13 protein-coding genes are annotated in these 11082 nt (G+C 68.4%); 2 read left to right on the forward strand and 11 right to left on the reverse strand.

Features of this window, described 5'->3' with window-relative positions:
- Positions 1 to 596 precede the first annotated feature (596 nt).
- Positions 597 to 944 carry a MerR family transcriptional regulator gene (locus G6O54_RS35630; protein WP_250847239.1) on the reverse strand — a complete coding sequence of 116 codons (348 nt, stop codon included), beginning with the start codon at positions 942 to 944 and terminating at the stop codon, positions 597 to 599.
- Between the two features lie 64 nt (positions 945 to 1008).
- Complete coding sequence (locus G6O54_RS35635) at positions 1009 to 1197, reverse strand: hypothetical protein (RefSeq protein ID WP_165235352.1); 189 nt, start codon at positions 1195 to 1197, stop codon at positions 1009 to 1011.
- Positions 1198 to 1480: 283 nt separating this feature from the next.
- Here G6O54_RS35635 and G6O54_RS35640 point away from each other — a divergent pair, with 283 nt between their 5' ends.
- Positions 1481 to 2062, forward strand: coding sequence for a hypothetical protein (locus G6O54_RS35640; protein ID WP_165235355.1), 582 nt, complete (start codon positions 1481 to 1483; stop codon positions 2060 to 2062).
- 2 nt (positions 2063 to 2064) lie between these two features.
- Here the strand turns inward: G6O54_RS35640 and G6O54_RS38470 are convergent, their stop codons facing one another.
- The 5 genes from G6O54_RS38470 to G6O54_RS35660 all read right to left on the reverse strand — a co-directional run bounded on the left by G6O54_RS38470 (position 2065) and on the right by G6O54_RS35660 (position 7072).
- Entirely contained in the window at positions 2065 to 2196 is a 132-nt protein-coding gene (locus G6O54_RS38470; RefSeq protein WP_256369026.1) for a hypothetical protein, read from the reverse strand.
- Between the two features lie 539 nt (positions 2197 to 2735).
- Positions 2736 to 5438: a DNA primase family protein gene (locus G6O54_RS35645; protein ID WP_165235358.1), complete on the reverse strand. Its 2703-nt coding sequence runs from the start codon at positions 5436 to 5438 to the stop codon at positions 2736 to 2738.
- Between the two features lie 138 nt (positions 5439 to 5576).
- Positions 5577 to 5948 carry a hypothetical protein gene (locus G6O54_RS35650; protein ID WP_165235361.1) on the reverse strand — a complete coding sequence of 124 codons (372 nt, stop codon included), beginning with the start codon at positions 5946 to 5948 and terminating at the stop codon, positions 5577 to 5579.
- Positions 5945 to 6160, reverse strand: coding sequence for a hypothetical protein (locus G6O54_RS35655; RefSeq protein ID WP_165235365.1), 216 nt, complete (start codon positions 6158 to 6160; stop codon positions 5945 to 5947). The genes G6O54_RS35650 and G6O54_RS35655 overlap by 4 nt, the downstream gene beginning before the upstream one ends.
- A gap of 246 nt (positions 6161 to 6406) precedes the next feature.
- Entirely contained in the window at positions 6407 to 7072 is a 666-nt protein-coding gene (locus tag G6O54_RS35660) for an HNH endonuclease signature motif containing protein (protein ID WP_165235368.1), read from the reverse strand.
- A gap of 331 nt (positions 7073 to 7403) precedes the next feature.
- Here G6O54_RS35660 and G6O54_RS35665 point away from each other — a divergent pair, with 331 nt between their 5' ends.
- The gene (locus tag G6O54_RS35665; protein ID WP_165235371.1) at positions 7404 to 7604 is read left to right on the forward strand and encodes a carbon storage regulator; all 201 of its coding nucleotides are present in this window, start codon (positions 7404 to 7406) and stop codon (positions 7602 to 7604) included.
- Positions 7605 to 7648: 44 nt separating this feature from the next.
- On the opposite strand, the gene G6O54_RS35670 is transcribed toward G6O54_RS35665, so the two are convergent.
- From G6O54_RS35670 to G6O54_RS35685, 4 genes are read right to left on the reverse strand one after another with little or no spacing between them, the layout of a single operon-like run.
- Complete coding sequence (locus G6O54_RS35670; RefSeq protein WP_165235373.1) at positions 7649 to 8014, reverse strand: hypothetical protein; 366 nt, start codon at positions 8012 to 8014, stop codon at positions 7649 to 7651.
- Positions 8007 to 9143, reverse strand: a complete 1137-nt coding sequence (locus G6O54_RS35675) for an MSCRAMM family protein (protein ID WP_165235376.1) — start codon at positions 9141 to 9143, stop codon at positions 8007 to 8009. Before G6O54_RS35675 ends, G6O54_RS35670 begins: the two co-directional genes overlap by 8 nt.
- 2 nt (positions 9144 to 9145) lie before the next feature.
- Entirely contained in the window at positions 9146 to 9553 is a 408-nt protein-coding gene (locus tag G6O54_RS35680) for a hypothetical protein (RefSeq protein WP_165235379.1), read from the reverse strand.
- On the reverse strand, positions 9550 to 10962 hold the full coding sequence (locus G6O54_RS35685; RefSeq protein WP_165235382.1) for a hypothetical protein: 1413 nt from the start codon (positions 10960 to 10962) through the stop codon (positions 9550 to 9552). Before G6O54_RS35685 ends, G6O54_RS35680 begins: the two co-directional genes overlap by 4 nt.
- Positions 10963 to 11082: the final 120 nt, after the last annotated feature.

Raw genomic sequence — 11082 nt, forward strand, 5'->3', positions numbered from 1 at the left:
AGGGCATCGCGGGGTGCCTCCATGGTGCGGCGTCCAAGGTCGTGCCTACGTCCTTGGTAGCCTGACGCCGCCGGCTGCGCGGCGAAAGACCCTGGCCGATTTGCGGGCAAACAACTCTGGCGCGTGACATGGTGGAACACCACGGGACCGCCGTGGCCTCCAGGCGAAGCCCGTTGGGCGTGACAGCTTGCCGCACCGTGGTGTTCCACCACGGCCACCCAGGCTCAGCTCGGAGCCGACGTGACGTTGACCTCGGTCTCGTACCATCGCGGTTCGAGACCCTGCCGAAGCCCGTGTGCCCCTACCCTTCGTTGAACGGTATTGGGGTTAGGCTGCCCCAAAACGAAGGAAAAAGAGTCCCGGTCGACGCCGGGACTCCTCTTGTCTGTGTGCATCGGGTTGAGCTGGGGATCTAGGATTCGAAGGTAGTTGGACTACCCTGGGGACACGCTGGGGCCGCGTCGTAACTACGTTGGTGTGCCTCTGGTTCGGGCGAAATCAGCATTCAAGCACATTAGATCAATGTTGGAGCCGAATTGCCAGTGCGTTCCCCAATTTTTCCCCGGAATTCGGACGAGTGTCCGAGGGTGGTGTGTCTAGGACACCCGCATAGACGCCCGCGAGATCGGCAGCAGGCCCTCCCGGCGGATCCGCTCCAGCTCGGCGTGGGACACGGACCACCCCTGATGCGCACCGCGGCCGGACTGCTTCTTGACGGCGTGGATCCGGCCGTGCCGGGCCCACTCGCGGCAGGTGAAGGGCGCCTTCCCGAGCCGCCTGGCGAGTTCGTCGATGCCGTACCAGTCCTGTACCCGCTCGCGATCGACGAGCACCTGGACCGCCTGGCCGACGCCTGCGAGGGCGGCCTCGATCGCTGCGAGACGCGCGTCAATGGGGTAAGGAACGGCGACAACCTGGGCGGCTTCCTGCGACGGGCTGGACATCGGACGCGCTCCGTATCGATTTTTCAATAACGGTATTGCTTATCAATTACGATATATTGTGCACTCATGGATTGATGCGGCGGGGCCGGCCGGCGAGGGCCCGTACGATGCGGAGGGCGAAGTAGCCGGCCCAGGCCAGTGCGGTCGTCACGCGGACGATGTTCGCTGTGGCGGGAGGCAGGGCCGAGGCTGCGTGCCAGATGCCCGCGGTGGCGAGCGCGGCGACTGGGAAGAGGATCGATTCGACGAGCATGGGTCGGGTCTCCGGGGAGGGCCGTGGGCATCTCTATCCGAATCCTCCTCGGTTTCGCGAGATGGAGCAAATCGCGAGCACACTTTGCTCACGCGGCGATGCGGGGTGAACTCCTGGTCGGCGGGTAGAGGGAACGCGTGGTGCCGTCGTGTGCACGCTTGACGGAGGGGATGGGGCGCGGGAGGGTGCGAGGTGCCGACGCGGGAGGGCCTGGCGGCTGAGAGGCGAACGTCGCCGGGGTGCCAGGACCAGGTGCCTGGGGTCGGGACGGAGGTACACGCCGATGTTGCCTCAAAAGAGGCCGCCTGACTTATCCGAGATCTCCACTGCAATGCAGGAGTACGCGTCGTATCAGATCTCGCGATTACGAACGTCTGAGCAGACCCGCCGCTACGCGATCGGAGGCGTCTGCGTCGCTGTTGCCCTCGCGGTGTTCGGAGGCGGTGGCTCAGGTGGCGACAAGACTCGCATCGAACAAGTCCTGGCCGCAGACTCGAAGACCTCCGACGGCGCCAGGACCGTCGCCGAGGTGGTCGCCCGCATGCGAGCCATCGACACCGGCGGTTGCCCCAGGGATTTCGCGTCGGCGTACCTAAACCACATTCACGCATGGGAAAAACTGGGCTCCGTGGAGCGACAGTTAGCTGCTTACGATTCTCGGTACAACTCAGGAAGCGCCTTCTTAGAGGCATTCTTCCGGGGGATGGTTTTCGACTTCGAAATGTCGAAGGAATCGTCGGCGGTTAGGCGAGAGATCCAGACCGCATACAACACGGCTTCACTGGAAGTGAAGACTTCCTTCCAGCACGTCGAGCAAGTCGCCCTCTCCTACGGTGTCAGACCGAAAAAGCCGACGAGCCGATAGCGTCAGCCGCGTGCCCGCAGGGCCGCGGCGACGACCCGCACGATCGCCTGGCGGGTCAGGACGCCGGGATCGACCTTGTCGACGGGCCAGACGCGGCAGTCCTCTCGGGTCGGCGACTCCGGGCAGCTCGCCACGACCACGCGGCCCTGGAAGACGGGGTCAAGGGGCGCCCTGGCCTTGTCGGCCTCGGCGCCGGGGTCGAGCAGGAGGACCGCGGTCGCGACGTCACCGGCGGGCGTGGGGCCGTTTCGTTTGTGGTTACCCCTTCCCTCGCGCCCGGCCGGGAGGCCAGGTACATTCTGCCTGTGCTGAATATGGCCACGGCTGTGGAGATCGAACCGGAGGCGGGTGGTCCAGGTGGTCCAGGTGGTCCAGGTGTTTTTGCCATACTACCTGCTATATCACTTCAATGCGCCTCTTCCTGTCCTTCATCTCTTCTGCTTTTCGTTGTTCTCAGCGATATCGAAAAATCACCTGGACCACCTGGACCACCGTGTAAATCAAGCGGATTTTGCCTGGACCAGACCTTGGACCGAGCCTGGACCATTTGGACCAATTGCCTGGACCAGCCACCTCTGGCCGCCTACGGCGGGGCGCATGGGGATGCGAAAAATACAAGAAGCCCGGCGGTTGGCCGGGCTTCCGAGGGGTGGTCCAGGGTCGAGGTGGTCGATCAGACCGGCGGGTAATCGTGTCCGGCCAAGCCGACGCCCTGGTAGATCCGCTTTCTTTGGCTGTTTCCACGGGGCCGCGGTGCCGTGAGACCGGGGACCGCGGCGCGGAGGTCGCGGCCAAAGGTCTCCTTGGTCCCCGCGTGCCGGTTGCTCGCTTCGCACCACCGGGTCCAGGCGACGAAGAGCGTGTCTGGGTCGACAGTCGCGTCCGCCGCAATGCGGCAGCGATCGCGGAGGAACGCCCCGACCGGCGAGCTGAGGTCCCGGATCGCCTCCACCATCTCCTTGCCGGCCGCGGCCTGGACGAAGTGGCCGCGATCACGAAGGCGTCGCCACCCCGCAATGGCCCAGAGCAGGATGCCCGGCAGCTCGGCGGCCAGCTTGGCATCGAGCTGCCTGTCCACCTGCCTGGCAGCGATCTTCCCGTCGGCCGGCTCCTCGAAGCAGACCGTCGTCCGCAGCAGGAGCAGCCGCCGCATCAGGGCGTTGGCCTGGTCGGGGAGTCGCGGGAGCTCATTGCTCAGGAGCATGATCCGCGTCGGCAGCTTGCCGGTCCACGATGATCGTCCCTTGCGGTGCGCGGTCGTCGTGTCCTCGCCGGTGAGGCCTAGGAGCAGCTCCGTCACTCCCACGCCGTCGACGCGGCCGGAGAGCCTCGCGTCGCCGACGATGGCCAGTGACTTGCTGATCAGGGGCTCCAGGCCGAAGCGATCGCACAGGCCGCTGAGGGTCGGCCCGACGACGTTCTCCGGGCCTATGAGGAGGCGAGCCATCCTCGCGATCGTGCCCTTGCCGCTCCCCGGAGGCCCGACGAGCATGAGTAGCTTCTGCTGCGATGTGTCGCCCGTGAGGCAGTAGCCTAGCCACTCCTGGAGCAGCCCGATGCTCTCATCGTCGTCGCCCCAGACGTCGGCGAGGAAGCGAAGCCAGGTCGTGGGCTCGGGCGCGGCCGAATCGAAGTCGTAGTCGACGGCGAAGGGGCTGTAGTAGGCGGGCGTCGCGCGGTGGACGGCCTCGGGTGCACCGGCGACGAAGGCGGGCAGATGGACCAGGTGCTTGCGAGTGGCGAGCGTGTCCCGGGCCGGGAACGGCGGATCGATGGTCAGCCAGGCCGGGGCCTCGACGTCGCCCCGGAGCAAGGTAAGTCCCCGGAGTGCGGCCACGGCGTTGGTCACGGTGCTGCCGACGACCTTTCGGACGACCGGCGGCGGGCAGTCGCGGCCCTTGCGGTCCTTCATCCCGCGGGCCAGCCAGGCTTCGGTATCGGTGCGGCAGAGCCGGTCGTACTCGCACTTGATCGAGTCATTCGCACTCGCGGCAAGCTCGTGGTCGGCGATCTCGCGGTAGGCGGAGCCGTCCCACTGCCAGACCGACCCCCGGTGATAGACAACCCCGCAGTGGTCGGCGTGCCGCCGCCGCTCGGCCAGAAAGTGGCGGGCAAGCCGGTGTGGGTCGTCGTCGGCCTCGCGGGTCTGCGGGCCGCCCCCCACCGCCGCCGCCTTTTCCCCGGCCTTCACGAGCCAGCCCCTGGACGCCTTGTGCTCCTTCGTCGCGGCGTCTCTGATCTTGTGTAGCAGTTCGGCCTCGGACCAGGGGGGCTGGCAACGCTGGTTCCAGTCCGAGAGGGCCTCCAGGGCATCATCCTCGTCGTCGATCGCGAAGCCGTGGACGACGGCGACGGCCGCCGTGTAGGCCCGCTTGTGGCCACTCTGGCCGGCGATCGCCGGGGGCATCTTCGCCAGGTACTGGCGGGCTCGCTCGTGGACGTCATCGTCAGGCTCGGGGGCCGTCGCAGGAGGCGGCATCGCGACCGCATTGTGCGTGTGGCCCGCGGCGGGGCGGGGCGCCGCGACGGCGACGGCGGTCACCGTCGCGGCCTCCTCGGCCTCCAGCTTCGCGACATAGGCCGCCAGGTCCAGGGGCGCGAGCTCGCGGCCCCGAGGGTCATCCCGCGTGGCGAGGCGGTGCGGACGGAACGCGACGTCCTCCCCCTTGCACTTCGGCAGTCCGGGGATGCCTGCGATCCGGGCCGGGTTGCACGTCTTGACGTCGACCTCGGCGCTCGGCGTGTCGTGGCGTCGGGCCAGGGCCGCGAGGAACCGCTTGACAAGGGCTACGGACGCCTCGTCGATACCGAGAGGACCGACCTCGGCGATGATCCAGGCTCCGTTGCCGCTGGATCCCCAGCGGCTGGCCGCAGCAATCTCGGGATGGGCTGCCAGGATCGCGTCCCGTACGGCCAGGGCGGCGGCGTGCTCCTCGGCGGTCGCGCTGACGCCGGCGGGCCGCCTGGGGTCGACGTCGATGAGCACGCGTCGGACCAGGAGGATCTCCGAGTCCGCCGTCGTGTGGCCGCCGGACTGGAGCTTGTTGAGGCCGCGGGCCGCGGCGTCCGCGCTCGCTGGGTTGAGGAGGGCGTACGCGTTCACGCCGGCGACGCGGGACAGGTCCCGGACGGCGGCGTCGATGCTAAGGTAGTAGCCGGACAGCGTGCTCTTGCCCGGCTCGATGCACCCGCTTCGGTAGCTGTCCCAGGCCTTGAGGAGGCGGAGCTCGATGATCTCGCCGTCCCGGCGGAGCCACTCCAGGTGGTCTCTGACGGCCTCGGCGTCGAAGCGGATGGGCTCCGGCTGGGGGACGGGGAGGATCTCTGGAGTGCCGACGGAGGGGGTAAGCGACTGGCTTGTCGCGATATGACTCATCTGATAGACTCCTGGGTAGCTGATCGACTCCAGCCCCGCCAGGTGTGACGCCCTGGACGGGGCTTTTTCGTTTTCGCCGCGGCGCCCATCCTGAGGTGCCGCTGGCTGCCGCTGGTGGGCGTCAGTCGCCCCGGTCCATCATGACGCGCGGCTGGGGATCGGCGGCACGACGCCGTCCGCGTACTGCGAGGCGTCCGCCAGCAGGCGAGCGAGCAGCGACCGGACGTCGTCGTCCGACATGGAGGCGACGGCCGAGGGGCTGACCAGGATCAGGGCGCCGCCGCAGAGGCACTGGGCCGGGCCGTCGCAGTCATCCGTCAGGTCGAGGACGGGCGCTCGGCCGGCCCACTCGCTGTCCTCTGGCATGTCGTGCCAGTAGCGGAGGAGATCGATGCGGACGGCCCGCGGCAGGGATCGCCAGGTCTCGCGGAGGAGCGAGGTGACGCGAGGTGCGACGGCCTGGGCGGCCGGGGTGATAGCGACCGGGCGGACGGTGGATGGGCCGGTCATCGGATGGCCTCCTGGCTGAGCGGTGACTCCTCCAGGCGGGCCACGGCATCCATCAGGAGCCTGTGGGCCAGGCGAGCCCGGCTCAGGTCTCGGGCCGTCGCGAGGGCGTCGAGCCGGTCGCGGTCGGCGGCGGAAAAGGGCACCTGGACGAGCACACGCTCGTTGCTCCACATTCGCGGGCGGCCAGGGCGGTCGTAGGGACGGGCGGTCATGGTCTGTCTCCTGAGGCCTGGTGGCATAAGTCTATTTGGATACTAAGGACAACGACAAAATGGAGCAAATCGCCTCGACGGATTCCCACGATATTTTCCGATCCTTTTCGCCAGACGGACGGCGCGGACGCGAGGTCATGGAGCGGCTGCAGTGTGCTCGCCGGTCAATCGCGACAAATCGCCGGCCCACCAGAGCATCAGGGGGTGCTGAGGTGGGCCGTGCGTGTGGCAGTCGGGCGCCGGGGATCAGGCAGCCGGGGGTTGCGGCTGGTCACCCTCATCGCGATGTCGCCGCAGGCGGTCGAGCCGGACCCGGCTGGCGTGGGCCATGCGGTCTCGCTTATCCCGGGCGATCCTGGCCCACTCCTCGGGGCTGCGGAGGGCCGTCGCGTGGTCCCGGTAGCGCTGCTGGGCCGCTCGCTGCCGCTCCCTCGCCGCCGGGTCGACGAGGCTGGGGGCACCGCTCCGCAGCCGCTCGCCGCGGCGGCGGCGGTTCTCGGCGACGGTGACGCATTCGAGATGCTTGATGTTTATGCATAACGGGTTGCCGCACACGTGGTCGATCTCGTGGCCGGGAGGGATCTCGCCGTGGATGTGAGACCAGGCGACGCGTGACGCGATCAGGTTGACTCGCGGCCCGCGGGCGATGGCATACCCGCCGGCGGTGCGTCGGGTGGGCCAGAGGTGGCAGGCGTCCGGGGCGTCGCCGGCTGCGGCCGCCGCGGCGGCGGCCAGCTCGATGAACCTGCGCTGCGCCCCGGGCGTCAGCGCCCCCCACGGCTGACGGCGGGATATCTGGCGGGCGTGCTGCCACTGCTCGCGGGTGCGGCAGCGGCCGGGGTCGGCGATCGGGGCGGTAGGGGCCGTGGGGCAGCCGATGGGCCTGACGGTGATCGTGACTGACGTGGACACGGGTAGCGCCTCCTGCGCTGGGGGCCGGCGCCCCGCGGCCGTCGCGGCGTCGTGCCGGCGGCCGTCGCTCGGGCATCCGTGCCCCCTGTCCCGATGAGAACACAGATGCGCGCTATCACGAAATCGAGGCGACGGATTTCTCATCTCGCGTCGGGCCTATGTTGCCATAAATCAACATGCACTCGGAATTACGATATCCATAAGTGCATGAAATTAATTAATGACGTTATTGATTGGGCGTGCATGCGGGGGCGTCGCTGCCGGCGTCTGGGTTAGACTGGTGGTTGGGCGGGAGTCGCAGGAGTGCCAGTCGACAGGGAGGTCAAGAACCGTGCTCATCCTGACGCTGAGAGCCGACGAGTCGTTCGTGCTGACCGACGCAGCCGGCCGAGAGCTTGCCGAGGTCGTCGTGACTCACATCAGGGGCGGCAGTCAGGTCAAGTTCGGAATCGCCGCCCCGCGGGACGTCCGCATTTCGCGGCGCGAGCCGAGGCGCGGGGAACCCGGGCCACGGGACGTCGAAGTGCGGTGACACGCGGAGATTGGCCGAGGTTTTGGCCGGTTCGAAGCGAGGCGTCATTGCGGATCTCCGGCCCGAAGGCACGCGAGGCAATCCTGATGGTTGACGAGCCCGTCCCGCCCCTTGCCGAGCGAGCAGCGGGCCAGGCCGCCGCAGCCGCAGTCGGTCCGCTCGTCGCGATGGGGGCAGTGAGCGACGATCTTCAGCTCGCCCATGACCTGGTCGGGCGCGGGGCGGGGCGGCTCAGGCGGCGGCGGAGGCGGGGCGGGCTCGGGCGGGATGCCGCCGGCCGAGAGGTCCACGATGGCCCGCAGCTCGACGGGATGGCCCTGGGCGGCACGCCGGCAGAGATGGCCGTAGCGTGGTGACTGGCCCCGGCACATCCCGGCCGATACAGGGCAGTGGCCGCACTTGTCATTCATTGAGCATGAGCCCGCTGGCGTAGGGCTGGCCGTTGGGATTGCACGCCGCCGCGGTGGTCACCCAGCCCGTGCCCGCGGGGAAGTTGTACGTCGCGCTGAAGGGATACCACGAGCTGATGACCATGCTGGAGGAGCTTACGCTGACCCCGTAGAGGTCGACATTCGAGCAAGTGCCTCCGCTGACCCGCCAGACTCCGCAGCTATCGACGGGGCCTCCGGCGTGAGAAGTGAGGCAGTCGGCCCTGTAGGGGCCGGCAGAGCCCATCAGGACCCGCTGGTATGCCCCCGTGAGATCGAGGTAGTAGCGGATCAACACGTCGAGCGTGGACAGCGCTGGCGGGATCGTCTGGGTGCCGCCACCGCTCAGTGTGCAGGTGGCTCCGAGGCCGTTGGTCGACGCGTGGTCCATCGAGCGTGTCAGGCAGACTGACCAGCTACAGGATCCAGTGACAGGGCCTGATCCGCCCGGATCGGTGAGCGTCAAGGTGTTTGGGATCGGGAAAGCTGGGAAGGTCACACCGTCGTTGCAGCACGAGTAGCCGGCCAATACCGAAAGTGTGTAGACGGGCGATGCCGACGTGCAGAGGGACGAAACGGGGTACGTGCTCGTGAACGTGTTGAAGCGGTTGAGCGGGGGCGAGCTGGGCGGCGAGATCGTGAGCGTGTAGGTTCCTGTGATGGTCGGATACCAGGTCCACTGGCCGCTCGCATCCGTCGTCCCGCTCGCCGAGGCCGGCCCCGACAGGGAGACCGTCGCGCCGGGGAGGGGCTGGTTGTTGCAGCCCTTCACAGTGAACGTCCGGCCGGCCGTGGGCGAGCAATAGAGTGCGATGGCGAGGCTGTTCGTGGTGCAGGCACAGTGCTGATTCACGAGCGACCGGCCGCCGCAGCCGGTGGCGCTGACGGCGACGTCGTAGTAATCGTCCGCCGAGATCGAGACACAGGCGTTCCCCGATGCGTCCGTCGTCGTCGTCCCGATCGGCGCCCCGTCGGAGTGCCGGGTGACGGACACGGTCGCGCCGGAGATCGCCGCGCCGCCGCAAGCCTTCGTGACGGCGACGCAGATCTGGCCGGAGCACGACGTCGTGCAGCCGCAGTTCCCCGGGTCGAACATCGTCGCTCCGGCCATGCTCAGACTCCCGTGCAGCTTGCGTTCAGGCCGTCCCACGCCGAGCCGTCGGCGCTCCGGACGACGGGGATGAGGCCGTTGGCGGTCGGCGCGTCCTTGAAGAACCACCTGATCGTCTGGTCGGCCGCGAAGGGTGTGAGCGTGCCGCCGAGGTCCGAGTAAACGTCCGCGGTCCCGACGCTGGGCGTGAGCGTCGGCCAACTCCCGGAGGCCGCCGACAGACCAGGATTCCGAATCCAAAAGCCCGTGCCCCCGCCGCCCGATCCGCCGCCATAGCCGCCGGCCTGGGCCTGGAGGAGCCTCGCGGACTGCTGGAGAGCGGTTACCTGGCCCTGGAGGCGGCGAACCAGGTCTTCGGTCGACCGGAGGGCCATTTCGAGACGGATCAGTCGGCTCTCAAGGTTGGTCATTTCGCCTCCCCGTCGTCGAACTGGTGGTTGGCCAGGTATGCGTCGATGTTGTTGGGGTCGGCCTTCTTGAGGTCGGCCTTCTCCCTGTTGCGACGCTTGATCTCAGCCCGTTCGGATTCGCGGGCTCGCCGGGCCGACTCGGACTGATCGGCCTCCATCTGGCCCCGCTCCCAGGCCTGCTGATTCCTCGCGACCTGGTCGGGATCGAGGGTCACGACGCCGTGAGGGAGGCTGGGGCTGGCCCCGCCGTCGGGGCGGTCGGCGGCCGGCTGATGGCGGGCGACGCCCTCGATGGCGAGTCGCTGCAGCTCGCGGCCCGCTGGATCGGCGTGGGCTTCGGCCTGCTCTTCCCGCCTCGCCCTGCCCCGGGCACGCCGCTGTTCCTCGGTCTCGGGTTTCCGGCGGCGGTAGTGGTTCTCGCCCGTTCGGCCGTCGTCAGCGGGAACGTCGGCGAAGTCGGTCACCCCCTCGAAGCCGCCGCCCTGGCCGTAGCCCCCCGTCGGCGGGGTCGCCGTGGCCATCCCGCCCGAACCCCACGAGGGCGGGAGCACGGGCGAGAGGCCGCCGGCCATGCCGCCGAAGCCCTTGGAGCCCCAGCCCGGATGCTGGTACAACCGGTCGCCCACGAACGGCCGCATCCGCGTGCTGAACGAGAGCGACGTGACCCAGGGCGTCTGGCCGCCTTCCGGGACGAAGTCGAGGACCACGCCGCGGATCGGGGCGGCGATTGCTTCATAGCCGGTCGTGTACCCGTTCCCGGCGATGTTCAGGGCGGACCCGAGGGTGAGGGCCGAGCTGTACTTCCCGGAGTACGTCATGTTACCCTCGACGACGGTGTTCTTGACGGTATCCAGGATCTCTTGCGCGAGCGTCTGATAGCTCGATGTGTCGCGGTAATCGAGCCACTGCGGGAAATCGCGGTAAAGGGTCCTTTCGACGCCGTTCGTCGTGAATGCCGTGCCCTCGTAGCCGCTGGCCGGCTTCGTGACGCTGATCGCCCCGCGACTGAACGCCAACAGCAACTTCAAGTCCGTCGGCGGGCTGATCGCGGAGCCTCCGGCCTGCATCGCGGCCTGGCTGGAGTAGGCGGCACAGATCGGCTGATCGAAGACGAGGTAGCCTGGGCTCGATCCGATCGTCACCCGAGGGGCCGACGTGTACTCCGAGCCCCCCGCGTCGAGGACGACGGACGTGATGACGCCGCTGCCGTTGCTCACGGCATGGGCCAGGGCGCCGCTCCCGCCGCCGCCGGAGATCGTGACGGGGATCGCGCCTGAGCTGGGGGGATAGCCAGCGCCGCCGGAGAGGCCGCTGAAGCCGGAGACGGCCGTGCCGGTGAGAGTGGCCGTTGCCGTCGCGATTGCGGTGCAAGTGATGGCCCCGTCCGACGGCACGATCTGGAAGGTCACGGGCCACTCGATGCCGACGCCTCCCTGTGTGAAACAAACCGCGGCTTGCGGGCTCGTGGTCTGGATCAGGACGCCATCGGTCGGTTCCCACTTGACCGAGTGGCTGAGAGACTATCCGGT

It is taken from the genome of Aquisphaera insulae (assembly GCF_011064615.1).
GTDB lineage: Bacteria > Planctomycetota > Planctomycetia > Isosphaerales > Isosphaeraceae > Aquisphaera > Aquisphaera insulae.

Bases quoted from the DNA above. Each gene is read 5' to 3' on its own strand.
- G6O54_RS35675 (WP_165235376.1), bottom strand. From the start codon at position 9,143: ATGGCCGGAGCGACGATGTTCGACCCGGGGAACTGCGGCTGCACGACG.
- G6O54_RS35640 (WP_165235355.1), top strand. From the start codon at position 1,481: ATGTTGCCTCAAAAGAGGCCGCCTGACTTATCCGAGATCTCCACTGCA.
- G6O54_RS35670 (WP_165235373.1), bottom strand. From the start codon at position 8,014: ATGAATGACAAGTGCGGCCACTGCCCTGTATCGGCCGGGATGTGCCGG.
- G6O54_RS35630 (WP_250847239.1), bottom strand. From the start codon at position 944: ATGTCCAGCCCGTCGCAGGAAGCCGCCCAGGTTGTCGCCGTTCCTTAC.
- G6O54_RS35645 (WP_165235358.1), bottom strand. From the start codon at position 5,438: ATGAGTCATATCGCGACAAGCCAGTCGCTTACCCCCTCCGTCGGCACT.
- G6O54_RS35650 (WP_165235361.1), bottom strand. From the start codon at position 5,948: ATGACCGGCCCATCCACCGTCCGCCCGGTCGCTATCACCCCGGCCGCC.
- G6O54_RS35635 (WP_165235352.1), bottom strand. From the start codon at position 1,197: ATGCTCGTCGAATCGATCCTCTTCCCAGTCGCCGCGCTCGCCACCGCG.
- G6O54_RS35680 (WP_165235379.1), bottom strand. From the start codon at position 9,553: ATGACCAACCTTGAGAGCCGACTGATCCGTCTCGAAATGGCCCTCCGG.
- G6O54_RS35655 (WP_165235365.1), bottom strand. From the start codon at position 6,160: ATGACCGCCCGTCCCTACGACCGCCCTGGCCGCCCGCGAATGTGGAGC.